23 protein-coding genes and 1 pseudogene are annotated in these 23719 nt (G+C 63.8%); 19 read left to right on the top strand and 5 right to left on the bottom strand.

All coding sequences use genetic code 11. From position 1 onward, the window contains the following. Positions 1–9: 9 nt before the first annotated feature. The 8 genes from NKI18_RS28790 (at position 10) to NKI18_RS28825 (ending at position 9054) form a co-directional block, all read left to right on the top strand. A complete protein-coding gene (locus NKI18_RS28790) occupies positions 10–381 on the top strand; it encodes a cupin domain-containing protein (protein ID WP_352620357.1) in 372 nt (123 codons plus the stop codon). Positions 382–429: 48 nt separating this feature from the next. Further along, positions 430–1332: a succinate--CoA ligase subunit alpha gene (gene sucD, locus NKI18_RS28795; protein WP_352620359.1), complete on the top strand. Its 903-nt coding sequence runs from the start codon at positions 430–432 to the stop codon at positions 1330–1332. A 126-nt stretch (positions 1333–1458) separates the two neighbouring features. Next, on the top strand, positions 1459–4446 hold the full coding sequence (locus tag NKI18_RS28800) for a 2-oxoglutarate dehydrogenase E1 component (protein WP_352620361.1): 2988 nt from the start codon (positions 1459–1461) through the stop codon (positions 4444–4446). A gap of 29 nt (positions 4447–4475) precedes the next feature. Beyond that, a complete protein-coding gene (odhB, locus tag NKI18_RS28805) occupies positions 4476–5774 on the top strand; it encodes a 2-oxoglutarate dehydrogenase complex dihydrolipoyllysine-residue succinyltransferase (RefSeq protein ID WP_352620363.1) in 1299 nt (432 codons plus the stop codon). A 41-nt stretch (positions 5775–5815) separates the two neighbouring features. Beyond that, positions 5816–6325, top strand: coding sequence for a hypothetical protein (locus tag NKI18_RS28810; RefSeq protein WP_353021414.1), 510 nt, complete (start codon positions 5816–5818; stop codon positions 6323–6325). Further along, a complete protein-coding gene (locus NKI18_RS28815) occupies positions 6322–7077 on the top strand; it encodes an SDR family oxidoreductase (RefSeq protein WP_352620367.1) in 756 nt (251 codons plus the stop codon). Before NKI18_RS28810 ends, NKI18_RS28815 begins: the two co-directional genes overlap by 4 nt. An 18-nt stretch (positions 7078–7095) precedes the next feature. Then, positions 7096–8502 carry a dihydrolipoyl dehydrogenase gene (lpdA, locus tag NKI18_RS28820; RefSeq protein ID WP_352620369.1) on the top strand — a complete coding sequence of 469 codons (1407 nt, stop codon included), beginning with the start codon at positions 7096–7098 and terminating at the stop codon, positions 8500–8502. A gap of 291 nt (positions 8503–8793) precedes the next feature. Then, on the top strand, positions 8794–9054 hold the full coding sequence (locus tag NKI18_RS28825) for a hypothetical protein (protein ID WP_352620371.1): 261 nt from the start codon (positions 8794–8796) through the stop codon (positions 9052–9054). A gap of 374 nt (positions 9055–9428) precedes the next feature. Here the strand turns inward: NKI18_RS28825 and NKI18_RS28830 are convergent, their stop codons facing one another. Beyond that, the gene (locus tag NKI18_RS28830) at positions 9429–10496 is read right to left on the bottom strand and encodes a TraB/GumN family protein (protein WP_023679785.1); all 1068 of its coding nucleotides are present in this window, start codon (positions 10494–10496) and stop codon (positions 9429–9431) included. A gap of 85 nt (positions 10497–10581) precedes the next feature. Then, on the bottom strand, positions 10582–11520 hold the full coding sequence (locus NKI18_RS28835; RefSeq protein ID WP_352456326.1) for a tyrosine recombinase XerC: 939 nt from the start codon (positions 11518–11520) through the stop codon (positions 10582–10584). A gap of 115 nt (positions 11521–11635) precedes the next feature. Here NKI18_RS28835 and rimM point away from each other — a divergent pair, with 115 nt between their 5' ends. Beyond that, positions 11636–12235 carry a ribosome maturation factor RimM gene (gene rimM, locus NKI18_RS28840; protein ID WP_352620374.1) on the top strand — a complete coding sequence of 200 codons (600 nt, stop codon included), beginning with the start codon at positions 11636–11638 and terminating at the stop codon, positions 12233–12235. Next, entirely contained in the window at positions 12232–12930 is a 699-nt protein-coding gene (gene trmD, locus NKI18_RS28845) for a tRNA (guanosine(37)-N1)-methyltransferase TrmD (RefSeq protein ID WP_352620375.1), read from the top strand. Before rimM ends, trmD begins: the two co-directional genes overlap by 4 nt. Here trmD and NKI18_RS28850 read toward each other — a convergent pair. Continuing rightward, positions 12912–13664 carry a sulfite exporter TauE/SafE family protein gene (locus NKI18_RS28850; protein WP_352456323.1) on the bottom strand — a complete coding sequence of 251 codons (753 nt, stop codon included), beginning with the start codon at positions 13662–13664 and terminating at the stop codon, positions 12912–12914. The genes trmD and NKI18_RS28850 overlap by 19 nt on opposite strands. Positions 13665–14031: 367 nt before the next feature. Here NKI18_RS28850 and rplS point away from each other — a divergent pair, with 367 nt between their 5' ends. The 5 genes from rplS to leuC all read left to right on the top strand — a co-directional run bounded on the left by rplS (position 14032) and on the right by leuC (position 19054). Next, on the top strand, positions 14032–14571 hold the full coding sequence (gene rplS / locus NKI18_RS28855; protein WP_353021419.1) for a 50S ribosomal protein L19: 540 nt from the start codon (positions 14032–14034) through the stop codon (positions 14569–14571). Positions 14572–14836: 265 nt separating this feature from the next. Next, positions 14837–15634 carry a transporter substrate-binding domain-containing protein gene (locus tag NKI18_RS28860; RefSeq protein ID WP_352620377.1) on the top strand — a complete coding sequence of 266 codons (798 nt, stop codon included), beginning with the start codon at positions 14837–14839 and terminating at the stop codon, positions 15632–15634. Between the two features lie 266 nt (positions 15635–15900). Further along, complete coding sequence (locus NKI18_RS28865) at positions 15901–16716, top strand: amino acid ABC transporter permease (RefSeq protein WP_352620379.1); 816 nt, start codon at positions 15901–15903, stop codon at positions 16714–16716. A gap of 52 nt (positions 16717–16768) precedes the next feature. After that, positions 16769–17404 carry a class I SAM-dependent DNA methyltransferase gene (locus tag NKI18_RS28870; RefSeq protein ID WP_352620380.1) on the top strand — a complete coding sequence of 212 codons (636 nt, stop codon included), beginning with the start codon at positions 16769–16771 and terminating at the stop codon, positions 17402–17404. 240 nt (positions 17405–17644) lie between these two features. Beyond that, positions 17645–19054 (top strand): 3-isopropylmalate dehydratase large subunit, encoded by a 1410-nt coding sequence (leuC, locus tag NKI18_RS28875; protein WP_352620381.1) that lies wholly within the window; start codon positions 17645–17647, stop codon positions 19052–19054. 58 nt (positions 19055–19112) lie between these two features. On the opposite strand, the gene NKI18_RS28880 is transcribed toward leuC, so the two are convergent. Beyond that, on the bottom strand, positions 19113–19424 hold the full coding sequence (locus NKI18_RS28880; RefSeq protein WP_023679773.1) for a hypothetical protein: 312 nt from the start codon (positions 19422–19424) through the stop codon (positions 19113–19115). Between the two features lie 161 nt (positions 19425–19585). On the opposite strand from NKI18_RS28880, the pseudogene NKI18_RS28885 reads away from it, so the two are divergent. Further along, positions 19586–20781 (top strand): annotated as a pseudogene (locus NKI18_RS28885) (GGDEF domain-containing protein). Between the two features lie 76 nt (positions 20782–20857). Further along, a complete protein-coding gene (locus tag NKI18_RS28890) occupies positions 20858–22078 on the top strand; it encodes a GGDEF domain-containing protein (RefSeq protein ID WP_352620383.1) in 1221 nt (406 codons plus the stop codon). Here the strand turns inward: NKI18_RS28890 and NKI18_RS28895 are convergent. Continuing rightward, the gene (locus NKI18_RS28895) at positions 22062–22421 is read right to left on the bottom strand and encodes a hypothetical protein (RefSeq protein WP_352620384.1); all 360 of its coding nucleotides are present in this window, start codon (positions 22419–22421) and stop codon (positions 22062–22064) included. The two genes, NKI18_RS28890 and NKI18_RS28895, sit on opposite strands and share 17 nt — an antisense overlap. Positions 22422–22676: 255 nt before the next feature. Between NKI18_RS28895 and NKI18_RS28900 the strand changes: the two genes are divergently transcribed. Further along, positions 22677–23057, top strand: coding sequence for a hypothetical protein (locus tag NKI18_RS28900; protein ID WP_352450157.1), 381 nt, complete (start codon positions 22677–22679; stop codon positions 23055–23057). 242 nt (positions 23058–23299) lie between these two features. Beyond that, positions 23300–23719, top strand: a complete 420-nt coding sequence (sdhC, locus tag NKI18_RS28905; RefSeq protein WP_352620385.1) for a succinate dehydrogenase, cytochrome b556 subunit — start codon at positions 23300–23302, stop codon at positions 23717–23719.

Genomic DNA, 23719 nt, shown 5'->3' on the forward strand with positions numbered 1-23719 from the left:
CGATAGGCGATGCCTCCGCACAAGATAAACCTCGTCGAGGCGGCGGATCAGAAGATCAAGAAGGTCTTCGATCCGCATATCGCCGGCGACGTGAACGACAGCCAGGTCAAGATCGCCAAGTTCGGCGACGTCTTCGACTGGCACGCGCATGACAATGAGGACGAGGCGTTCCTGGTGCTGCGCGGGCGCATCGCCATCGATTTCCGCGACGGCACGGTTGAGCTTGGCAGCGGCGAGTTCATTGTCGTGCCGCGCGCCGTCGAGCACCGGCCGCGCTCGCTAAGCGAGGAGCCGGTGGTGCTGATGTTCGAGCCGGCAACGACGCTCAACACCGGCAATGCCAAAAGCGACCTTACCGTCGCCGAGCTGAAGCGGTTGTGACCATGAGCGCGCGGCTTCCCCGATCAACGGTTTTTGAAAAGGACCACCATGTCCATTCTCGTCGATAAGAACACCAAGGTGCTGGTGCAGGGCCTGACCGGCAAGACCGGCACGTTCCACACTGAACAGGCGCTGGCCTATCACGGCACGAAAATGGTCGGCGGCATCCACCCCAAGAAGGGCGGCGAAACCTGGACCGGCGCCAAGGGCGAGGCGCTCCCGATCTTCGCCACTGTAGCCGAAGGCAAGGCGAAGACTGGCGCCAACGCTTCGGTCGTCTACGTGCCGCCGGCGGGTGCTGCGGAAGCGATCCTGGAAGCGATCGAGGCCGAGATCCCGCTGATCGTCTGCATCACCGAGGGCATACCGGTGATGGACATGATCAAAGTCAAGGCGAGGCTCGACCGCTCGACATCGCGGCTTATCGGCCCCAACTGTCCAGGCGTCCTGACCCCGGACGAATGCAAGATCGGCATCATGCCCGGCAACATCTTCCGCAAGGGCTCGGTCGGCGTTGTTTCGCGCTCGGGAACGCTTACCTATGAGGCGGTGTTCCAGACCACCAATGTCGGCCTCGGCCAGACCACCGCCGTCGGCATCGGCGGCGATCCGGTCAAAGGCACGGAGTTCATCGACGTGCTGGAGATGTTCCTCGCCGACGACGAGACCAAGTCGATCATCATGATCGGCGAGATCGGCGGATCGGCCGAGGAAGACGCCGCGCAGTTCCTCAAGGACGAGGCAAAGCGCGGCCGCAGCAAGCCGATGGCCGGCTTCATCGCCGGGCGCACCGCACCGGCGGGCCGCACTATGGGCCATGCGGGCGCGGTCATCTCCGGCGGCAAGGGCGGCGCGGAAGACAAGATCGCGGCGATGGAATCGGCCGGCATCAAGGTTTCGCCATCGCCGGCCCGGCTCGGCACGACGCTGGTCGAGGCGATCAAGGGTTAGGGGAGTATGGGAGTACGGGAATAGGGGAGTAGGGAACAAGACGAGGGCATTTGCCCTACTCCCTTACTCCCCTATTCCCTTACTCCCCTCCAACAAAGGAGACGAAGCAAAGGCTTCGACAGTGACATGGCAAGACAAGATCAGGCCAACGACCAGTTTTCGCTTACCTCTTTCCTCTATGGCGGCAATGCCGATTATATCGACGCGCTCTATGCCGCCTATGAGGACGATCCCGCGTCGGTCGATCCCGAATGGCAGGACTTCTTCGCGGCGCTGAAGGACGACGCCGGCGATGTGCGCAGGAACGCCAAGGGCGCTTCGTGGGCCAAGCCCTCCTGGCCGATGCAGGCCAATGGCGAACTGGTCTCGGCGCTCGACGGCAATTGGGGCCTGGTCGAAAAGCACATCGAAAAGAAGGTCAAGGACAGGGCCGTCGGCAACGGCGCAGCGCTTTCCGACGCCGACGTGCATCAGGCGACGCGCGATTCCGTCCGCGCCATCATGATGATCCGCGCCTTCCGCATGCGCGGCCACCTGCACGCCAATCTCGATCCGCTTGGCATTGCCAAGCCGCTCGAGGATTATAACGAGCTGTCGCCGGAGAATTACGGCTTCACCGAAGCCGACTACGACCGGCCGATCTTCCTAGACAATGTGCTCGGGTTGGAATTCGGCACCATCCGGCAGATGCTCGATATCCTGACCCGGACCTATTGCTCGACGCTCGGCGTCGAATTCATGCATATTTCCGATCCCGAGGAGAAGGCCTGGATCCAGGCGCGCATCGAGGGCACCGACAAGGAGATCTCCTTCACCGCCGCCGGCAAGAAGGCGATCCTGCAGAAGCTTGTCGAGGCGGAAGGCTTCGAGCAATTCATCGATGTCAAGTACAAGGGCACCAAGCGCTTCGGCCTCGATGGCGGCGAGTCGCTGATCCCGGCGCTGGAGCAGATCATCAAGCGCGGCGGCCAGCTCGGCATGAAGGAGATCGTGCTCGGCATGGCGCATCGCGGCCGGCTGAACGTGCTGTCGCAGGTGATGGCCAAGCCGCACCGCGCCATTTTCCATGAGTTCAAGGGCGGGTCCGCCGCGCCCGACGAGGTCGAAGGCTCGGGCGACGTGAAGTACCATCTCGGTGCCTCGTCGGATCGCGAGTTCGACGGCAACAAGGTGCATCTGTCGCTGACTGCAAATCCTTCGCATCTGGAAATCGTCGACCCGGTGGTGATGGGCAAGGCGCGCGCCAAGCAGGACTATCTGTTCGGTCGCAGCCGCGAGGAGATCGTGCCGCTGGAAGAGCGCGCCAAGGTGCTGCCGCTGCTGTTGCATGGCGACGCGGCCTTTGCCGGCCAGGGCGTGATTGCCGAAATCCTCGGCCTGTCGGGCCTGCGCGGTCACCGCGTCGCCGGCACGCTGCATTTCATCATCAACAACCAGATCGGCTTCACCACCAACCCGCGCTTCTCGCGCTCGTCGCCCTATCCGTCCGACGTGGCCAAGATGATCGAGGCGCCGATCTTCCACGTCAACGGCGACGATCCGGAAGCGGTGGTCCATGCCACCAAGGTGGCGATCGAATTCCGCATGAAGTTCCACAAGCCGGTGGTGGTGGACATGTTCTGCTATCGCCGGTTCGGCCATAATGAGGGCGACGAGCCGGCCTTCACCCAGCCGATCATGTATCGCAAGATCCGCAACCAGAAGACGACCATGCAGATCTATGCCGACCGGCTGATTTCCGAAGGCCACATCACCCAGGCCGAGCTCGAAAAGGTGAAGGCCGATTGGCGGGCGCATCTCGAGCAGGAATTCGAGGTCGGCCAGCATTACAAGCCGAACAAGGCCGACTGGCTGGACGGCGCCTGGTCCGGCCTGCGCTCGGCCGACAACCAGGACGAACAGCGGCGCGGCAAGACCGCGGTGCCGGTCAAGACCCTGAAGGAGATCGGCAAGAAGCTAACCGAGGTGCCGAAGGATTTCGAGGCGCACAGGACGATCATCCGCTTCCTCGACAACCGCCGCCAGGCGATCGAGTCCGGCGAAGGCATCGACTGGTCGACGGCCGAGGCGCTGGCCTTCGGCGCCATCCTGCTCGACGGCAATCCGATCCGGCTGTCCGGACAGGATTCGGAGCGCGGCACCTTCTCGCAGCGCCATTCCGTGCTCTACGACCAGCGCGACGAGACACGCTACATCCCGCTCAACAATCTGTCGGCGGCGCAGGCCGGTTTCGAGGTCATCAACTCGATGCTGTCGGAAGAGGCCGTGCTCGGCTTCGAATATGGCTACTCGCTGGCCGAGCCGAAGGCGCTGACGCTGTGGGAAGCGCAGTTCGGCGACTTCGCCAACGGCGCCCAGGTGGTGTTCGACCAGTTCATCTCGTCGGGCGAGCGCAAATGGCTCAGAATGTCGGGCCTCGTCTGCCTGCTGCCGCACGGCTATGAAGGCCAGGGCCCGGAGCACTCGTCGGCCCGGCTCGAGCGCTTCCTGCAGCTTTGCGCCGAAGACAATATGCAGGTCGCCAACGTCACGACGCCGGCCAATTACTTCCACATCTTGCGCCGGCAATTGAAGCGGGACTTCCGTAAGCCGCTGATCCTGATGACGCCGAAGTCGCTGCTGCGCCACAAGCGGGCGGTGTCGACGCTGCCGGAAATGTCGGGCGAAAGCGCCTTTCACCGGCTGTTGTGGGACGATGCCCAGCTGCTGTCGGGCCAGGCCATCAAGCTCACCAAGGATTCGAAGATCCGCCGTGTCGTGCTCTGTTCGGGCAAGGTCTATTACGACCTCTACGAGGAGCGCGAGAAGCGCGGCATCAACGACATCTATTTGCTGCGCGTCGAGCAGCTCTATCCGTTCCCGGCCAAGGCGCTGATCACCGAACTGTCGCGCTTCCGCAATGCCGAGATGGTGTGGTGCCAGGAGGAGCCCAAGAACATGGGCGCCTGGTCGTTCATCGATCCGTATCTCGAATGGGTGCTGGCGCATATCGACGCCAAGCATCAGCGGGTGCGCTATACCGGCCGGCCGGCGGCCGCCTCGCCGGCGACCGGATTGATGTCGAAGCATCTCGCCCAGCTTGCCGCCTTGCTCGACGACGCGCTTGGTGAATAGAACAGAACCGAAAGAAACGGACAGGCACAATGGCAACCGAAATCCGCGTCCCGACACTTGGTGAATCCGTCACCGAGGCGACCATCGGCAAATGGTTCAAGAAGGTCGGCGACGCGATCGCCGCCGATGAGCCGCTGGTCGAGCTCGAAACCGACAAGGTGACGGTGGAAGTGCCGGCCGCCACCGCGGGCACGCTCGCCGAGATCGCCGTCAAGGAAGGCGAGACGGTCGGCGTCGGCGCACTGCTCGGCACGATTTCGGCAGGCGCCGGCGCGGCAGCCAATGCCGCCGCTCCGGCAACGAAGCAGGAGGCGGTGTCGCAGGCCTCGGCTCCGACTGCGGCCTCGAGCGTCAAGCAGGCCGCTGCCGAGACGGCCAAGATCGCCGGCGACGCCGGCGCGATCGAAACGCGCACCATGCCGCCGGCGCCGTCGGCGGCAAAGCTGCTGGCCGAGCACAATCTTGCAGTCGACCAGGTGTCGGGCTCGGGCAAGCGCGGCCAGGTGCTGAAAGGCGACGTGCTCGACCTGATCGCCAGGGGCGCGCCGTCGCAGCCGGCCGAAATGCCGAAGGCAGCGCCTGTACCGGCACCCGTTGCCGCGCGCGCGCCGTCCCCGGCCGACGATGCGTCGCGCGAGGAGCGCGTGCGCATGACCAAGCTGCGCCAGACCATCGCGCGCCGCCTCAAGGAAGCGCAATCGACCGCCGCCATGCTGACCACCTTCAACGAGGTCGACATGAGCGCGGTGATGGCGCTGAGGAGCAAATACAAGGACGTGTTCGAGAAGAAGCACGGCGTGAAGCTCGGCTTCATGGGCTTCTTCACCAAGGCCGTCACCCATGCGCTGAAGGAGATCCCGTCGGTCAATGCCGAGATCGACGGCACCGACATCATCTTCAAGAACTACGCCCATATCGGCGTTGCCGTCGGTACAGAGAAAGGCCTCGTCGTGCCGGTCGTGCGCAATGCCGACCAGATGTCCATCGCCGAAATCGAGAAGGAAATCGGCAGGCTGGGGCTTGCGGCGCGCGACGGCAAGCTGTCGGTTGCGGATATGCAAGGCGGCACGTTTACGATTTCCAACGGTGGCGTTTACGGGTCGCTGATGTCGACGCCGATTCTCAACGCGCCGCAGTCCGGCATTTTGGGTATGCACAAGATTCAGGAGAGGCCGATGGTGGTCGGCGGCCAGATCGTCATCCGGCCGATGATGTACCTGGCGCTGTCCTACGACCACCGCATCGTCGACGGCAAGGAAGCGGTGACGTTTCTGGTGCGGGTCAAGGAAAGCCTCGAGGATCCGGAACGGCTAGTGCTCGACCTCTAGGGGCGGCCGACGTGAGCCGGAGCATGGATCTGCGCCGCCGGATGAGTTCGTCTCGTTTCCGGTCCGGTTTGTTTGTCACAATCTGCGCACTCGGCGTGCAGACGGTCTCCGCGGCCCTCGCCGCCTGCCCGCTCGAGCTCGCCGTCTATGGCGATCCTGAAAACGCCGCCGAGATCGATTTCAGGCCGACCATGGAGTCGGCTGCCATCACCAACAGCTTCAAGATGGTGCTCGACAACGGCGTCGTGCTCGACGGCATCGTCATGTGGACGGAGGGCGCGGCGCGGCCGCATGGCTCGCTGATGTACAAATGCCCGGCCGGCGACGTCACCGGCGACGAGCTCGCCGCCTGCACTGTGTGGGAGGGCGTCATCTACACTGCCGACGACCAGGGCAATATCGCGTTGCTGCCGGGCGAAGGAAAGGATGCGCCGAAGAAGCTGATCTTGCCTGATCTGGGAGCGTCGCTGCAGATGTCGGCGGCCTATGGCGCCAACGGCTTTTCCAAGGTGCCCTGGGACGTCTTTGCCCTGAAGGGATGTCAGGAATGAGCGCGAGCGGAAAGATCCTGCTGGTGACCGGCGGCAGCCGCGGCATTGGTGCCGCTACATGCAGGCTTGCCGCCAAGGCCGGCTATCGCATTGCGGTCAATTACGCGTCGAATGCAAAAGCCGCCGAAGCGGTGGTCGCCGACATCGAGGCCGCTGGCGGAGAAGCCTTCACAGTCAAGGCCGATGTCGGCAGCGAGACGGACGTATTGGCCATGTTCGAGGCTGTCGATGGCCGTTTCGGTCGGCTCGACGCGCTCGTCAACAATGCCGGCGTGGTCGACCAGAGCGCGCGCGTCGACGAGCTTAGCGCTGCAAGGCTGGAGCGCATGATGCGCATCAATGTGATCGCGCCGATGCTTTGCGCCCGTGAGGCGGTGAAGCGGATGTCGACCAGGCATGGCGGCAAGGGCGGCGCCATCGTCAATGTTTCTTCGATCGCGGCAAGGCTTGGCGGGCCGGGTCAATATGTCGACTACGCCGCCTCGAAGGGCGCGGTCGATTCCTTCACCATCGGGCTTGCCCGCGAAGTGGCCGGCGAAGGCATTCGTGTCAACGCGGTCAGCCCGGGCATCATCGACACCGAAATTCATGCCTCCGGCGGGCAGCCGGATCGCGTCGAGAGAATGCGCAGGGTGGTGCCCATGCAGCGCGTCGGCACCGCCGAGGAAGTCGCAGCCGCAATTCTCTGGCTGCTGTCGGACGAGGCGTCCTACACAACAGGCGCCAGTCTGGAAATCGGCGGCGGCCGCTAAAGCAAAAGGGACAGTATCATGGCCTATGACGTCGTTATCATCGGATCGGGACCAGGCGGCTACGTCTGCGCCATCAAGGCGGCGCAGCTCGGTCTGAAGACGGCGGTAGTCGAAAAGAACCCGACCTTCGGCGGTACCTGCCTCAACATCGGCTGCATCCCGTCAAAGGCGCTGCTGCATGCGTCCGAGATGTTTGCCGAGGCCGGCCATTCCTTCGAGGCGCTCGGCGTCGAGATCGGCGCGCCCAAGCTCAATCTTGGGAAGATGATGGCACACAAGGATGCGACGGTGACGGCCAACGTCAATGGCGTCGCCTTCCTGTTCAAGAAGAACAAGATCGACAGTTTTCGTGGCACCGGCAAGGTGGTTGCGGCCGGCAAGGTGTCGGCGACCTCCGATGACGGCAAGGTCGAGGAGATCGAGGCCAAGAACATCGTCATCGCCACCGGCTCCGACGTCGCCGGCATTCCCGGCGTCAAGGTCGATTTCGACGAGAAGGTGATCATCTCGTCGACCGGCGCGCTGTCGCTGGACAAAGTGCCGGGCCATCTGGTGGTGGTCGGCGGCGGTGTCATCGGTCTGGAGCTCGGCTCGGTATGGGCGAGGCTCGGCGCCAAGGTCACCGTTGTCGAGTTCCTCGACACCATCCTGGGCGGCATGGACGGCGAGGTCGCCAAGCAATTCCAGCGCCTGCTGTCGAAGCAGGGCTTTGAGTTCAGGCTGGGCGCCAAGGTGACCGGCGTCGCCAAGGCCAAGAAGGGGGCGACGGTCACCTTCGAACCGGTCAAAGGCGGTGCGGCCGAGACGATCGAGGCGGACGCGGTGCTGATTTCGACGGGACGACGGGCCTATTCGGACGCTCTCGGGCTGAAGGATGCCGGCGTCGATGTCGATGAGCGCGGCCGGGTCAAGACCGACGGTCATCTCAGGACCAACGTGCCCGGCATCTACGCCATCGGCGATGTCATCGCCGGGCCGATGCTTGCCCACAAGGCCGAAGACGAGGGCGTGGCGGTAGCCGAAACCATCGCCGGCCAGGCCGGCCATGTGAACTATGACGTGATTCCGAGCGTCGTCTACACCACGCCGGAAATCGCCTCGGTCGGCAAGACCGAAGAAGAATTGAAGAAGGCCGGCATCGACTACAAGGCCGGAAAATTCCCGTTCAGCGCCAATGGCCGCGCGCGCGCCATGCTGCACACCGACGGCTTTGTGAAAATCCTGGCCGACAAGGCCAGCGACCGTGTGCTCGGCGTCCACATCGTCGGCTTCGGCGCCGGCGAGATGATCCACGAGGCGGCCGTGCTGATGGAATTTGGCGGCTCGTCGGAAGACCTAGCCCGCACCTGTCACGCCCATCCGACAATGTCGGAAGCGGTAAAGGAGGCGGCATTGGCGACGTTCTTCAAGCCGATCCATATCTGAGCGGTTGAATCGCAGGCGACGGTGGCGATTGGCGAAAGCGGGGCTGATAGCCAATCTCCCCCCAAGTGGGGGAGATGTCCGGCAGGACAGAGAGGGGCGCGAAGGATCACCACAGACGGCTTCCATTCTGAACCGCAGATGGATTCCAGGGTCTCCGCGATGTCGCTTCGCTCCTGCTCCGCGCTGGATGACGAAGATGAAGTTAGCCCATGGCTAATCGCAGCTCAGACCATCGACGGCTGCTCCCAAAAACAAAACGGCCCGCCTTTCAGCGGGCCGTTCATATATTAAATGAGCAGTCTGATCACTGAGCCGGGGCCGGTGCTGGTGCGGGAGCCGGGGCTGGCGCAGGGGCCGGAGCGGGTGCAGGTTCTGCCGGAGCCGGAGCCGGAGCGGGTGTCGCCGGAGCTGGCGCAGGAGCCGGTTCGGCTGGCTTCATCGGCTCGGCAGGTGCTGGGGCCGGAGCCGGTGTGCTGGCTGCGGGCGGTTCGGCAGGCGCAGGTGCCTCGCTACGTCTTCCAAAAACATAATAGGCGACAATTGCCAGGATAACGACGACCAGTGCAATCAGCCAGCCGCTGCCGCCGCCGCGTGGCCGTGCGGTACCCGGTGAGGTGAATGGGTCGTTCGGATTGGGTGTGTTCGCCATAAAAGTGTCCTCCGTGGATGAAAAACATCAAGTAATAGCCATCAACGTACAATCGTTGAATCGGTTTCACATTAGGCGTTGAAAACGCCGAAAACAGGGCAATTCTGATCCGGAATCGCTTGCAGGCATGCATTTCCACCGCAAAATGGGTTTCGATCGAGCCAAACCGAACCTTTTTCAGTTTCTTGGCACGAAGCGCGGCTGGTCCGCCGTCGCGCCACGAGTAAGGGCTGGTCCCGCCTCGGCAATGATTCGGTGTGCAACTCCGCCGTGTCGTTCAGTTGACGGCGGTCACCGTATAGCCGGTCTTGCGGAAACCCTCGACCAAGCCTTGCGCTCCGGGAAGGTGCATGGCGCCGACCGCCATGAAGACATTGCCGTGGGCGAGGATCGGCGCTGCACGATCGACCATCACCTTGTTGCGGCTGGTGATCATGGTCTGCTCGAATTCGGCGTAACCCGATTGGTCGTCGACCTGTTCGGGGATGACGGCCCGAAACAGCGGTACATACATGCCAGTGTCGCCACGCCGGTAAAGCACGATCATGGTTTCGTTGACGTCGTTCACCTTGTCGCCAAGCTTCAGCGTATCGACCAGCCCCTTCAGGTGAAAGGCGATCGGCAGCGAAGCCATGGCGCGCAGCTGGTCGGCGATTGTCTCCAGCCCCTCGACCGATTTGCCCGAAGCCTCGGCGTCCTTGGCAAGCTTGACGTCGAGCACCGGCGCACCGCCAGCCTGGCGGGCGACTTCGCATGCAGGTAGCGCCACCATCGCCGACAGCAACCAAGGTTTCATCTTGGCGACGGTCGCTGGCGGGATGCCACGCGCATCGAGCGCCTTGTTGACCACCGCCGCATCCTCCGGCGACAGCAGCGACGAAAGCGTCGTCTTGTCGGTGAACATCATCAGATCCGGCTCTTTCAGCAGTGCTGCCATCATCTTCTGCTTGTCGAGCACTTCGGTGGTCTCGATGATGACAGTGCCAGCCGCATCGAATGCCTTCTGCGCGGCGGGTGGCAGCGTGGTGACGCGCGGGTCGGTAACGTGCATGGTGCCGAACAGGAAGGACGGTTTTTCGCCCGATTTTTCGAGCTTCCACAGCAGGCCCTTGCCGTTCGGCGTCGCTGCCGCGTCTGCCTCGATCTTGCGGTAGGCAGCCGGGTCGTCCTTTTGCAGCGCGCTCAGCATATCGCTACCGGCGCAGGCCGAAGTCTCGGCGCGTGCCTTGCCCGCGGCGAGCAGCGCGACGATGAGGAAAGAGAGGAAAAACAGGGCGTTGAGCGCGACGAGCAGCTTCAGCGACATATGGGTCGCGCGGTCGGCGATGGCGATGAGGCGTTTCATGCTGCGGTTCTAGGCGCAAAAAGCGGCAAAACGGTTAACCGGCGCATCAAAATTTTTGCGAGATGGCCACCGACACATGCATCGATCACGCACGAGGATGAGCTGCTTCGTAAATCTCGAGCAGCCTGGCGGTGTCGACGCCGGTGTATATCTGGGTTGTCGACAGGCTGGCGTGGCCGAGCAACTCCTGGATGGTGCGCAGGTCGCCGCCCCGCCCTAGCAGATGCGTGGCGAAGGAATGGCGCAGCGCATGCGGCGTCGCCGTGTCGGGCAGGTTGAGCGCCGAGCGCAGCTTGGCCATGTCGCGCTGGACGATTGCCGGGTTCAGCGGGCCGCCGCGGGCACCGCGGAACAGCAGGCCCTTGGGATCGAGATGCCAGGGACACAAGCGGCGGTATTCGGCAATCGCCCGCAGCGCTACCGGCAGCACCGGCACCAGCCGGGTCTTGCCACCCTTGCCGGTGACGCGCAGCACGGTATCACCAGGTGAGGAAAGATCGGCGCCCGACAGGCCGAGCGCCTCGGAGATCCGCAAGCCGGACCCATAGAGCAGGGTCAGCACGGCGGCGTTGCGCGCGGCAATCCACGGCTCCTCCGCCAGTTGGCCTTCCACCGAGACGACGTGTTTTGCATCGCTTGCGGTCAGCGGCTTGGGCAGCGATTTCGGCTGCCGCGGCGCGCGCAAGGCTGTCGCACCTGCCGCATTGGCGAGGCCGCGCCGTTCCAGGAAACGCAGCAGCGAGCGGATGCCGGCCAGCCCGCGCCCGAGCGTGCGGGCGCCGGCGCCCTCGGCACGGCGGGCAGCGAGAAAGCCGCGCAGATCGGCGGGGCGCAGATCGGCGATGTCGGAAATGCCGGGCGAGCCGCCGCAATGGCCGGTCAGGAAATGCAGGAACTGGCGTGTGTCGCGCTCATAGGCCTCGACGGTTTCGGGCGACAGCCGGCGTTCGCGCGCCAGCATCTTCAGCCAGGCCTCGCGCGCCGCCTGCAGGTCGGGTTTTGCCGGTATGAGGAATTCCTGCATTGCACTCTTCCAGTTCCCCGCCATCTTCCGGCACGCGGGTTAGGAAGCGGTGAAGAGCGGCGTCATTGAAATGACGACGGGCTGGGGTTAGAGCAAGGCAAAGGATTTTCCGCAGATGATCAAGCCGCAAAACCCCGTCCAGATGGCCGTGATCGGTGCCGCGCATGGCATCAAGGGCGAATTGCGCGTCAAGAGCTTTACCGGCGACCCGCTGGCGCTGGCCGATTACGGTCCGCTCTACGCCAGGGATGGCCGCGCCTTCCAGATCGTCGACATCAGGCCCGCCAACACCGTGGTGGTGGTGCGGTTCAAAGGCGTCAACGACCGCAATGCCGCCGAGGCGCTGGCCGGCACCGAATTGTTCGTCGACCGTTCGGTGTTGCCTGATGAGGGCGAAGAGGACGAATTCTACCACGCCGATCTCGTCGGGCTGGAGGTCAAGGATGATATCGGTGCCATCATCGGCAAGGTCGTCGCCGTGCACAATTTCGGCGGCGGCGACATTCTCGACGTGACGCTGGCGGGGCGCAAAGGCGTGCTCATCCCGTTCACGCAGGCCGCCGTTCCGGAAGTGTCGATCGCCGGCCGCTTTGTCCGCGTTGATCCAGCCGCCGCAGGGTTGGTCGAGGACGAGGACGGAGAGTCTGCCGACCGCGACAGCTTCGACCCCAAGGGCAGGCCGCGCGGGCCGAGGGACGCCGGAGGCAACCGGTGAGTTTTTCGGCTTCGGTGCTGACGCTCTATCCCGAGATGTTTCCCGGCGCGCTTGGCCTGTCGCTGGCCGGTCGCGCGCTCGAGACCGGCATTTGGTCGCTCGAAACGATCCAGATCCGCGACTTTGCCAGCGATCGTCACCGTACCGTCGATGACACGCCGGCCGGCGGCGGCGCCGGCATGGTGATGCGGGCAGACGTACTGGCGAGCGCCATTGACCATGCCTCGCCGGCAGCCGATCCACGTCCGCGCCTGCTGATGAGCCCGCGCGGCAAGCCGCTGAACCAGGCACGCGTGCGCGAACTCGCCGCTGGGCCGGGTGCGGTGATCGTCTGCGGCCGCTTCGAAGGCGTCGACCAGCGGGTCATTGAATCGCGAGGCCTCGAGGAAGTCTCGATCGGCGATTTCATCCTGTCCGGCGGCGAGCCGGCGGCACTCGTGCTGCTCGACGCCGTGGTGCGCCTGCTGCCCGGCGTCATGGGCAATGCGGTATCGGGCGAGGAAGAGAGTTTTGAAAACGGCCTGCTCGAACATCCGCATTATACGCGGCCGCAGGAGTTCGAGGGCCGGCCGATTCCCGAAGTGCTGATTTCGGGCAATCACAGGAAGATCGCGGCGTGGCGGCGGGCCGAAGCGGAGAGGCTGACGAAGGAGCGACGGCCGGATCTTTCAGCCTCTCAGCCCTTATCGAAATAGTAGAAAGCCAGGAACAGGCCGACGGCGATGACGAAGCCGCGCACCGCGTTCTGCGGCACGCGCCTGGCGATCCAGACACCGGCATAGCCGCCCAGCGCGCCACCCGGGATCATGATGATCGCCTGCAGCCAGGCAATGACGCCGCCCGAGACGAAGACGAGGATGGCAACAGCAGCGATGACCACGGCCAGCATGTTCTTCAGTGCGTTCAGCCGGTGATAGTCGCCGGACTGGGTGAGACCGAGCGTCGCCAGCATCATGACGCCCATGCCGGCGCCGAAAAAGCCGCCATAGACGGCGGTGGCGAACTGCGCCAGCGACCCGACCAGCGAACCTACCGCGGCCTCATGCTCCGGCTTGGGCGCCGGCTTCAGCCATGGCCCGGCAGCGAACAATGCGGTTGCCGCCAGCAGCAGCCACGGCACCAAGGCGCGGAACGACGGGTTGTCGAGCCCTAGAAGGATGAGCGCGCCAGACAGCGCACCGAGAGCCGAAATGAGGCTGAGCAGCAGTGCGCCGCGCCAAAAATGCTTGATGTCGTGCCAATAAGCGAGCGTCGAGGTGATGTAGCCGGGGAACTGCGTCACCGACGATGTCGCATTGGCGACGATCGGCGGCAGGCCGGCCAGGGTCATGGCGCCAAAGGTTATGAACGTGCCGCCGCCGGCAACGGCATTGACCGCGCCTGATACAAAGCCGGCGAGAAAGAGCAGGACCGCGTCCAAGATTGGCATGAGGGGTGTCGTCGCTGGAGGAAAATGCTTATCTTCCGGCTTAGGAAGCTTGACGCGCGGGCGCAACCCCCTGGACCACAAGCGATCACGGGATTGCCACAGCGGCCTCAGCCAAAAAGAAGCAGCGCCAAAAAAGAAACAGCGAAGGCGTGACAAAGCGCCGAAATAGCTGTATGTGCGCGCCGAACCGGAAGAGAATATGCCAAGAGCGATCTTCTGGCCCGTCAACAATGACGGTGTAGTCGCCCCTGCCCGATGTTCTCGAACAGAAGTTCTCGAACGAAGGGCATAGCCGAGCGGTCGATGCGACTGCAAGGCGAGTGTCGGACGCTCTGACTGTCGGAAGAACAAGAAGTGGATTATTGAGATGGACATCCTCCGTCAGCTCGAGGCCGAGCAGGCCGCCAAGATCGAAGCCAAGCGCAAGCTCCCCGAATTCCAGCCCGGCGATACCGTGCGCGTCCAGGTCCGTGTGACCGAAGGCACCCGCACCCGCGTTCAGGCCTATGAGGGCGTCGTCATCGCCCGCGCCGGCGCCGGCTTCCAGGAAAACTTCACCGTCCGCAAGATCTCCTACGGCGAAGGCGTGGAGCGGGTGTTCCCGGTCTATTCGCCGATGGTCGAAGGCGTCGAGATCGTGCGCCGCGGCAAGGTGCGTCGCGCCAAGCTGTACTATTTGCGTGACCGTCGCGGCAAATCGGCCCGCATTTCGGAAAACACCGGCGTGCGCGCCCGCAAGCTCAACGACGAAGAGCGCGATGCGCTGAACGCCGAGAAGGGGCGCATCGAGGCCGAGAAAGTGGCCGCCGCCCAGGCGCTGGCCGCCGAGAAGGCCGCGCAGGACGCTGCCGAGAAGAAGGCCGCCGACGAGGCCGCCAAGGCCGCGGAAGCAGCTGCCGCCGAATAAGGCTCTTCAAGAACGTATTTTCGGAAAGGCGGCTTCGGCCGCCTTTTTGTTTCGCGAGGCGGATTCTATTTTGCCGGGCTGCGTCGGCGGCCGCAATCGATACGGATCGTTGCGTAATGCCGCCGTTGAAAGCATTGGAATCCATTTTCGTGCCGAACGCCGCATCGGAGCGGCTTGCAAGGCGCCTGCGGAAAGCTAAAGTCGGCGCCGGATTTCCTGCATGCCTCGGTCGATCGAGGCGGTTCAGTTCCTGGGGAGCATAGTCATGATCAATTCGAAACTGCTGCTGGCCGGCCTGCTGGCTTGCCTTCTCGTGCCGGTCGCGGCTCTGGCGCAGGCGCTGCCCGACCTCGGCGGCAAGAAGGTGGTGGTGGTGACCGAAAACGCCTATCCGCCGCTGCAGTTCATCGATGCCAAGACCGGCAAGCAGATCGGTTGGGAATATGACGCGATGAACGAGATCGCCAAACGGCTGAATTTCGAGGTCGAGTACCAGAATACCTCTTGGGACGCGATGATCCAGGCGGTTTCCGACAATCAGTACAACATCGGCATGACCGGCATCACCATCAAGGACGACCGCAAGCAGAAGGTCGATTTCTCCGATCCGTATATGCGCTCGGAACAGTTCATGCTGGTGCGCGGCGACGAGAAGCGCTTCACCGACGCAAAGACGTTCGCCGCCTTCAAGGACGGGCTGATCGGCGCGCAGGCCGGCACCACGCCCTTCTACACCGCCGTCTACAGCGTGCTCGACGGTAACGAGCAGAACCCGCGCATCAAGTTGTTCGAGACATTCGGCGCGACGGTGCAGGCGCTGAAGGCCGGCGACGTCGACGTCGTGCTCACCGACGGCACTGCCGGCAAGGGCTATGTCGATGCGTCCAATGGCGGGCTGAAGCTGATCGGCGGCCCGCTCGGCACCGAGGATTTCGGCTTCATCTTCCCCAAGGGCTCCGACCTGGTGAAGCCGGTCAACGCCGCAATCGCCGCGCTCAAGGCCGACGGTACGCTCGACGCGCTCAACAAGAAGTGGTTCCTTGATTACAAGATGGGGCAGTAGGCCCGCTTGTTGCGCGCATTTCATGACGATTGTGCGCGGGAACTCGCGCTGACTCTGCGCTCGTACACCCCCCTCTGTCCTGCCGGACATGTCCCCCTCAAGGGGGGAGATCTGATTTCGCATCGGCTTTCGCCAATTTTCAGTGTTGCAGAACGGGCCGCGAGGTCAAAGCTGCCAATCTCCCCCCTTGAGGGGGAGATGGCCGGCAGGCCAGAGAGGGGTGTGACAGAACGCTGCCTTCGTGACTCTGTCACCGGTACCGCTTGATGCCGTCGGCGCCTCTCGCCTCAGCCAAATCCGACTTCCCCTGGTGGCTTGCCGTGGCCGTGGCGATCGCCTTGGCCGCCGCCATCTTCATCGCTGCCAGCGATCTCTATGCCCAGGTCTTCGCAACCGTCGCCAAGGGCATCGGCGTCACCATCTTCGTCACAGTGGTCGCCTTCGCGCTGGCTTGCGCGATCGGCCTCGGCGTCGCGCTGATGGGCCTGTCGGGCTCACGCTGGCTCAGCCAGATCGGCCGCTTCTACGTCGAGATCATCCGCGGCGTGCCGATGCTGGTGCTGTTGTTCTGGATCGCCTTTGCCGGGGCGCCGGCCTTCGTCGCGGCATGGAACGCGCTGACGGCGCCGCTGCAAAGCGCCGGCCTCTTCGGTGAGCTGCTGGTACGCGACGTGTCGTTGCTTTGGCGCGCCGTCATGGCGCTGACCATCGGCTATTCCGCCTTCATCTCGGAGGTGTTCCGCGCCGGTATCCAGGCGGTCGAGAAGGGGCAGATCGAGGCGGCCAAGGCGCTCGGGCTGACGCGCACCCAGCGCTTCCGGCTGGTCATCTTTCCGCAGGCGATCCGCACCATCCTGCCGCCGCTCGGCAATGATTTCGTCGCCATGGTCAAGGATTCCTCGCTGGTCTCGGTGCTCGGCGTCGCCGACATCACCCAGATGGGCAAGATCTACGCCGCCGGCTCGTTCCGCTTCTTCGAAACCTATTCGATCGTCGCCTATATCTATCTCATCCTGACCGTCGGCCTGTCGTTGGCCTTGCGGGCGCTGGAGAAGCGGCTCCGCAACCAGCATGGGGAATAGAAGGCAGGCGAAAACGGCGCTACCATCGAGCGGACGCGACCGGGGAGGACCCATGATCATCGACAAGGCCAATGCGGCGCTGGAAGCGGTCTATACGGCCGACACGCCTGAGACGCTCGCCAAGGCCTATGCGCAATGGGCCGCGACCTATGACGGCGAAACCGCGGCGCTCGGCTATCTCCTGCCGTTCCTGATAACCGCCTGGGTGGCGCGCCATGCGCCGCCGGGCGAAGGGCCGCTGCTCGACGCCGGTTGCGGCACCGGCCTGTCGGGGCCGTCCCTGAAGGCACTCGGCTACCACGATATTGCCGGGCTCGACCTGTCGCAGGACATGCTGAAAATCGCCGGCAGCCGGCAGGCCTATAGCGAGCTGAAACAGGCGATGCTCGGCGGGCCATTGCCTTGGGCGGACGGGTATTTCCGCGCCTTTTTCTCGACCGGCGTGTTCACCATCAGCCACGCACCGGCGTCGGGCCTGCATGAACTGGTACGCATCACCAGGACGGGCGGCCACGCCATCTTCACGGTCCGCGACCAGGTTTTTGAAAGCGGCGGGTTTCAAGCCGTATTTGGCGAACTGGAGCAGGCGAAAAAGTGGCGGCCGGTCGAGGAGAGCCCGTGGTTCCGCTGCTACGCAATCGCCGAGCCCGACGCGCTGGTGAAGACCTTCGTGTTCGAGGTGCTGTGAAGCGCCTGCGAAGGCAGACGCGATTGCTGAAAAGCCAAAACATTGGTATGAGCCACGCCATGGAAGAGCTTTTTGGCGATCCGGCCTACAAGGGTTTCGTGCTGCAGGACAGAAAACGCCTGCCGTCGCGATTCTCTGCGCGCGTTTCCGGCGCGCTGACCAGCCGACTTCGCTGAACCGTTTTCGCCGGGCCGACCCGGCGCCTGCCCCCTCCCATTTCATACCGACGGATTTACGCAAATGAGCGCACCGCGCACCCTCTACGACAAGATTTTCGACGACCATGTCGTCGACCGCCAGGACGACGGCACCTGCCTGCTCTATATCGACCGCCACCTCGTCCACGAAGTCACCAGCCCGCAGGCTTTCGAAGGCCTGCGCATGACCGGCCGCAAGGTTCGGCATCCGGAAAAGACGCTGGCCGTGGTCGACCACAATGTGTCGACTTCGCCGGAGCGAAAGTTCGGCATCAAGAACGAGGAAAGCCGCATCCAGGTCGAGGCGCTGGCCAAAAACGCCAAGGATTTCGGTATCGAATATTATTCCGAGAAGGATATCCGCCAGGGCATCGTCCACATCATCGGTCCCGAACAAGGCTTTACGCTGCCCGGCATGACCATCGTCTGCGGCGACAGCCACACCTCGACGCATGGCGCGTTCGGGGCGCTGGCGCATGGCATCGGCACCTCGGAAGTCGAGCATGTGCTGGCGACGCAGACGCTGATCCAGCGCAAGGCCAAGAACATGCTGGTGCGCGTCGACGGCGCACTGCCGGAAGGCGTCACCGCCAAGGACATCATCCTCGCCATTATCGGCGAGATCGGCACGGCCGGCGGCACCGGCTATGTCATCGAATATGCCGGCGAGGCAATCCGTGCGCTGTCGATGGAAGGCCGCATGACGATCTGCAACATGTCGATCGAAGCCGGCGCGCGCGCCGGCCTGATCGCGTCCGACGAAACCACCTTCGCCTATGTCAAGGACAAGCCGCGCGCCCCCAAGGGCGAAGCCTGGGACGCCGCGCTCGCCTACTGGAAGACGCTGCAGTCCGACGAAGGCGCGCATTTCGACAAGGTGGTCGTGCTCGACGCGGCAAAGCTGCCGCCGATCGTCTCCTGGGGCTCCTCGCCCGAGGACGTGGTCTCGGTGCAAGGCATCGTGCCGAACCCGGACGACATCACTGATGAGAACAAGCGCACCTCCAAGCAGCGCGCACTCGACTATATGGGCCTGAAGCCGGGCACCAAGATCACCGATATCGAACTCGATCGCGTCTTCATCGGCTCCTGCACCAATGGCCGCATCGAGGATCTGCGCGCCGCCGCCAAGGTGATCGAGGGCAAGAAGGTCAATCCGCGGGTCAGTGCGATGATCGTGCCGGGCTCCGGCCTGGTCAAGGAACAGGCAGAGGCCGAAGGCCTCGACAAGATCTTTGTCGCCGCCGGCTTTGACTGGCGTGAGCCGGGCTGCTCGATGTGCCTTGCCATGAACGACGACCGGCTGAAGCCGCATGAGCGCTGCGCCTCGACCTCGAATCGCAATTTCGAGGGGCGCCAAGGCTTCAAGGGCCGGACGCATCTGGTGTCGCCGGCAATGGCCGCGGCGGCGGCGATCGCCGGCCATTTCGTCGACATCCGCGAGTGGAAATAGGGCAGGCGCGCGCAGTCGGATACGAGGAGCCCGAGCCGCAATGCGGTTCGGGCATTCTTCAGTCGGGCCGCCTGACGAATTCGTGGAATCCCTCACGGCGGCCGGGTTGGTCCTTTGCGACGACCAGCGCCAATTGGCGCTCGTCGAAGAGTTTGAACCATTCGTCCCATTCGACCAGTTCGTAGCCGCCGGCATTGACCGGGCGTTCGGCCTCATCCTGGTCCTGGTAGGCATGCTGGCCGAAGACCAGCCTCAGCATGGGCTGCGTTCCGGCTTCGGGCGACACGTCGACGATCGCCGGAAAGCCGGCGCGTGCCGCGGCCCATGAGCGAATTGCATCGTGATCGGTCAGCATGATCGTGTCGGCCATCGGAGCGTCTCCTGGTTGCCGTCGTGAAACGCCGCTCGCCGTTCGCGGTTCCGCCCAGCGGCTTTGTCGACGCACCTGTCGTATATTCGCTCTCGCTTAACCGCTTGTTTGGGCTTCCGCTCTAAGGTCCTCCAAGAGGAAGCGAGGGGAAATTACAGCGCTTGGACACCGGCCTGCTCATAGCGCTGCTCAATCCAGGCATCGCCCTCACACTCGGCGCGGCATTTCTCGTGCTGTGGTTCTATCAGCGCCACCGTCCCTATCTGGCTGTGCTGGCGGCGGGCTACTCGGCCTCGGCCGCAGGCTTCCTGCTCCAGTATTTCACGCTGCCGGTCGGCATGGTGCCGACCAAGCTCATCTCGATCCTGTGCTTCACCTTCGCCACCTGCTGTCTCGCCGGCGCGGTCATTGCGCGCTATGGGCGGCGCGTGCCTTACCCGGCGGTCGGCATTCTGGCCTGCGGCGGCCTGGCCGCGTTCTCGTGGTTTCTTTTTGCCCGGCCGGATCTCACCTGGCGCATCCTTGCCATCAATTTCAGCTTCGGCGGCATCAGCCTGGTTGTCGCCGCCGAGTTGCGCGTGGTGCGCAACAACGGCCCGACAGAAATGATCCTGTTCGTGCTGTCGCTGCTTTCCGGCCTGAACTTCCTGGCGCGGACGCTTGCCGTCGTCATCGCGCATGGGCCGTTCACCAGCTATGAAGGGCTTTACTCCTCGTCCTACTGGACGACGGCTCTGCTGTCGCATGCATTGCTGTCGCTGCTTATTGCGCTTTGCCTGTTCGGCGCCGCCGCGCTCGATGTGATGAAGGCCCTGAAGACCGAAACCCTGACAGACCCGCTGTCGGGCCTGCTCAACCGCCGCGGCTTCGAGGAGCGCGCCATGCTTGTCCTGCAGCACTGTGCCACGGCGCAATTGCCGGTTGCGCTGGTGCTTGCCGATCTCGATCATTTCAAGGCGCTCAACGATCAGCATGGCCACGCGGCCGGCGATCGCGTCATCGCCGACTTCGCTGCCAAGCTTCTGTCGGCTGCAGGTACGCGCGGCGTTGCCGGCCGTATCGGCGGCGAAGAGTTCGCCGTGCTGTTGCCGCTCAGCGACCTTGGCGCGGCAAGACTGTTTGCCGAAGCCATTCGCACGGTCTATTCGGCGGGCAGAATCGACGGACTTCCGCCCACACAAGAGTGACCGCGAGCTTCGGCGTGGCCGCCCGCACCAGCGACGAAGGGCTGGACCCGCTGATGCGCCGCGCCGACGAAGCGCTCTACAAAGCCAAAAGGAGTGGCCGCGACAGCGTATACCTGTCCTATCAGCGGCCTGAAACGGTCGTCCTTCCCAATCGGACCAGTGCTGGCTGAGCGTCAGCGGCGGCTTCGAATTAACGTCTTTTTCGCGCGTTGGTGATTTGCTGTTCGGGGGGAGTGCCAAAACGCCATGGGCAGCGCTAATTTCATCCTGATGATCAACCTGTTCGTTGCCGGGCTGCTGGCGGCGGCCTTCATGACGATCGCGGTCTATGACGCCGGCCGGGTGTCGGCACGCTGGCTGGCGTTCGGCTATGTGCTCGGCACGGCTTATTTCGCGATCGAGTTCAGCATTCCTGCCTTCGACAATGCGCGCCCCGTGGTTGTCGCCGCCTTTGCCGCCTTCCTTGGCGCTACCGTCGCCTTCAATGGCGGGCTTGCCCATAAATACCGCGTTTCGCCGCCTTGGCCGCCGATGCTGTTCTTCCTGGTCTTCGCCACCCTCGCGGTCTACTTCGTGCAGGACCTGCCACGCCAATCCTTTGTGCGAATGGCGGCCTACCAGCTTCCCTATGCGGCCATGCAGTTCACCGGGCTGGCGATCGTCTTGTCGTCCAGGCAAAGACGCGAGCGGCTCGACTATATGCTGATGGCTGTCCTGGCGGCCAGCACCTTGCAGTTCGCCAGCAAACCCTTCATCGCCCATGCGCTTGGTGGCTGGGGCGCCAACCCGCAATCTTATGCGCAGACCAGCTATGCGTTGGTGTCGCAGTCGGTCGGCACCGTGTTCGGCCTGGCGCTTGCGCTGGTGACATTGGCTATCCTGGTCCGCGACGTGCTCGCCGAGGCGACGTCGAAATCGGAAACCGACACGCTTTCGCGGCTGCTCAACCGTGGCGGCTTCGAGCGCCATGCCGAGATCGCACTGCGTGACGCCATGCGGCGCGCCGTTCCGGCGGCACTGGTCATTGCCGATCTCGACCATTTCAAGCGCATCAACGATACTTACGGCCACGCGTCGGGCGATCGGGTCATCGAGACCTTTGCCGGTTTTCTCCGCGATGCCGCGGCCGACCATCATGTCGCCGGCCGCATCGGCGGCGAGGAATTCGCTATTTTCCTGCCGGGGACCAATCTAGCCGCCGCCCGGCTCTTTGCCGAGGGCACGCGTAGCGCCTTCGGTGCCACGCCGATCGACTGCCTGCCCACGGATCACCGCTGCAGCGCCAGCTTCGGCGTTGCCGAGCTTGGTCCGGGCGAAAGCTTTTCCGACCTGCTGCGGCGCGCCGACAAAGCGCTCTATCAGGCGAAGGGCAGCGGTCGCGATTGCGTGCGTGTCTCGGTGGGGCCGGCTGTTGCCCTGCCGGCGCCGTCAACCAAGGGCGGCGTGGCCGTCAGCGGCAGGGGCTGAGCTCCGGCATTTCGCCGTCGGAGAGGCCGTACATATAGCTGCGGCCCTTGACGAAAACCGGCGGCCTATAGCAGTCGCCGCCGCGGACATCGTCCGATTCGTCTTCGTAGATCACGTCGGGCTGGCCGGCGCTGGTGTAGTCGGACAATTCCTTGGCCAGCTTGCCCTCGCCAACGATGATACGCTTGTAGCCGGCGGCGCTGTCGATGACGAGATTGCCGAAGGAATCGGCATAGACGCGGTCATGATGGCGCGTCCCGGCGAATGCCGGTGCGACGACGCCGACGGCGAGCGCCGCCAATAGGAACCAGGGAAGGCGCGATCCTGCTGAATTCGAATGCATGGCGTGCTGCTCCATTGCTGAGAGGCAAGCCTCCTCGAATCAGAAATTAACCTTTTATTAACCTTTGTTAAGAGGGCAACCGCAGCAGGGGCGAGGTCTCGGAAAATATGGTTAATACTCGATCGCCCACCGGCCATCATTCGGCCATGCCTTGTTCCCACCATCCCCGGCATCGGGCGCGACTCAAAAAGCATGAAATCCGGTGGCTTGCCGGAGCATCGCGGCGGGCTCGATACGCGGTGGGGAAAGCAGCAAATGAGATTACGCCGCACGTTTCGGATGGCGCTGGCCATTCCGCCGCTGCTGGCTGCAGCCGCCTGCGCGCCGCAGACCAGCGCGCCCAAGCTCGGCAACACGGCCGCCGCTTCCGTGTCGCTTGCTCCCGCCGCTAGTGAACCGACGGCACCGCAGCCGCGCACAGCTACTTACAACTGCGCCGACGGTAGCGTGATGACCATCGAGAATCTCGGCACGTCGGTGCGCGTCCTCGGCCAGAACGGCGCCAGCGCCGAGCTGCCGGCGTCACCGGCCAATCAGACCAGCCGTTACGGCGAGGCGCATGACGCAATCGTGATCGATGGGCGTGAGGCGCTGGTGATGAAGGGCGGTGCATCACCGCTGGCCTGCAAGCGCTGATGCGCCCGTTACGCCAGCCATATTTTGCAGTGCGGCGACATTGTGCCGGCGCAAAGCGACAGCGCTAATCGATTGAAGCTGAAAGCCTCGCTTTCATCAGACTAAATTACGTTTTCGAAACGGTTTTCCGGCTTTGACGCGGTGCAAAAAGAGCATTAGAAACCGGCTGTCCGAAGTCGCAACCGGAAGCGGTAATGCCGCATTCCTACCTGAGGCTCCAGAGACGCCGAACTGGGGGAGCCATGAGCAAATCACCAGCCACCCGCGAATTTGCCAGACGTGAACGGCCGCTTTCGCCGCATCTGACCGTCTATCGGCCGCCGATCACCATGACGATGTCGATCGTCCACCGCATCACCGGCGGGGCGCTCTATTTCGGCACGCTGCTGGTCGCGCTGTGGCTGATGGCGGCGGCGAGCTCGGAGGCGACCTTCAATGCCGTCAACTGGGCCTTCGGCTCGTGGCTGGGACGGCTGGTGCTGTTCGGCTACAGCTGGGCGCTGATGCACCACATGCTGGGCGGTGTGCGCCATCTTATCTGGGACACTGGGGCAGGGCTGGAAAAGCATACGGCATCGAAGATCGCCTGGGCGACGCTTGCCGGCTCGGTCACGCTGACGCTGCTGATCTGGATCGCCGGCTACATGGCGCGGGGAGCCTGA

Origin of the sequence: Mesorhizobium sp. M0800 (assembly GCF_040320095.1) — a bacterium.
Lineage (GTDB): Bacteria > Pseudomonadota > Alphaproteobacteria > Rhizobiales > Rhizobiaceae > Mesorhizobium.

What these genes read in the sequence shown, in the direction of transcription:
- NKI18_RS28790 (WP_352620357.1), top strand. Translation starts at nt 10, where the DNA reads ATGCCTCCGCACAAGATAAACCTCGTCGAGGCGGCGGATCAGAAGATC.
- sucD (WP_352620359.1), top strand. Translation starts at nt 430, where the DNA reads ATGTCCATTCTCGTCGATAAGAACACCAAGGTGCTGGTGCAGGGCCTG.
- NKI18_RS28800 (WP_352620361.1), top strand. Translation starts at nt 1,459, where the DNA reads ATGGCAAGACAAGATCAGGCCAACGACCAGTTTTCGCTTACCTCTTTC.
- odhB (WP_352620363.1), top strand. Translation starts at nt 4,476, where the DNA reads ATGGCAACCGAAATCCGCGTCCCGACACTTGGTGAATCCGTCACCGAG.
- NKI18_RS28810 (WP_353021414.1), top strand. Translation starts at nt 5,816, where the DNA reads ATGAGTTCGTCTCGTTTCCGGTCCGGTTTGTTTGTCACAATCTGCGCA.
- NKI18_RS28815 (WP_352620367.1), top strand. Translation starts at nt 6,322, where the DNA reads ATGAGCGCGAGCGGAAAGATCCTGCTGGTGACCGGCGGCAGCCGCGGC.
- lpdA (WP_352620369.1), top strand. Translation starts at nt 7,096, where the DNA reads ATGGCCTATGACGTCGTTATCATCGGATCGGGACCAGGCGGCTACGTC.
- NKI18_RS28825 (WP_352620371.1), top strand. Translation starts at nt 8,794, where the DNA reads ATGAGCAGTCTGATCACTGAGCCGGGGCCGGTGCTGGTGCGGGAGCCG.
- NKI18_RS28830 (WP_023679785.1), bottom strand. Translation starts at nt 10,496, where the DNA reads ATGAAACGCCTCATCGCCATCGCCGACCGCGCGACCCATATGTCGCTG.
- NKI18_RS28835 (WP_352456326.1), bottom strand. Translation starts at nt 11,520, where the DNA reads ATGCAGGAATTCCTCATACCGGCAAAACCCGACCTGCAGGCGGCGCGC.
- rimM (WP_352620374.1), top strand. Translation starts at nt 11,636, where the DNA reads ATGATCAAGCCGCAAAACCCCGTCCAGATGGCCGTGATCGGTGCCGCG.
- NKI18_RS28850 (WP_352456323.1), bottom strand. Translation starts at nt 13,664, where the DNA reads ATGCCAATCTTGGACGCGGTCCTGCTCTTTCTCGCCGGCTTTGTATCA.
- rplS (WP_353021419.1), top strand. Translation starts at nt 14,032, where the DNA reads ATGGACATCCTCCGTCAGCTCGAGGCCGAGCAGGCCGCCAAGATCGAA.
- NKI18_RS28860 (WP_352620377.1), top strand. Translation starts at nt 14,837, where the DNA reads ATGATCAATTCGAAACTGCTGCTGGCCGGCCTGCTGGCTTGCCTTCTC.
- NKI18_RS28865 (WP_352620379.1), top strand. Translation starts at nt 15,901, where the DNA reads ATGCCGTCGGCGCCTCTCGCCTCAGCCAAATCCGACTTCCCCTGGTGG.
- NKI18_RS28870 (WP_352620380.1), top strand. Translation starts at nt 16,769, where the DNA reads ATGATCATCGACAAGGCCAATGCGGCGCTGGAAGCGGTCTATACGGCC.
- leuC (WP_352620381.1), top strand. Translation starts at nt 17,645, where the DNA reads ATGAGCGCACCGCGCACCCTCTACGACAAGATTTTCGACGACCATGTC.
- NKI18_RS28880 (WP_023679773.1), bottom strand. Translation starts at nt 19,424, where the DNA reads ATGGCCGACACGATCATGCTGACCGATCACGATGCAATTCGCTCATGG.
- NKI18_RS28890 (WP_352620383.1), top strand. Translation starts at nt 20,858, where the DNA reads ATGGGCAGCGCTAATTTCATCCTGATGATCAACCTGTTCGTTGCCGGG.
- NKI18_RS28895 (WP_352620384.1), bottom strand. Translation starts at nt 22,421, where the DNA reads ATGCATTCGAATTCAGCAGGATCGCGCCTTCCCTGGTTCCTATTGGCG.
- NKI18_RS28900 (WP_352450157.1), top strand. Translation starts at nt 22,677, where the DNA reads ATGAGATTACGCCGCACGTTTCGGATGGCGCTGGCCATTCCGCCGCTG.
- sdhC (WP_352620385.1), top strand. Translation starts at nt 23,300, where the DNA reads ATGAGCAAATCACCAGCCACCCGCGAATTTGCCAGACGTGAACGGCCG.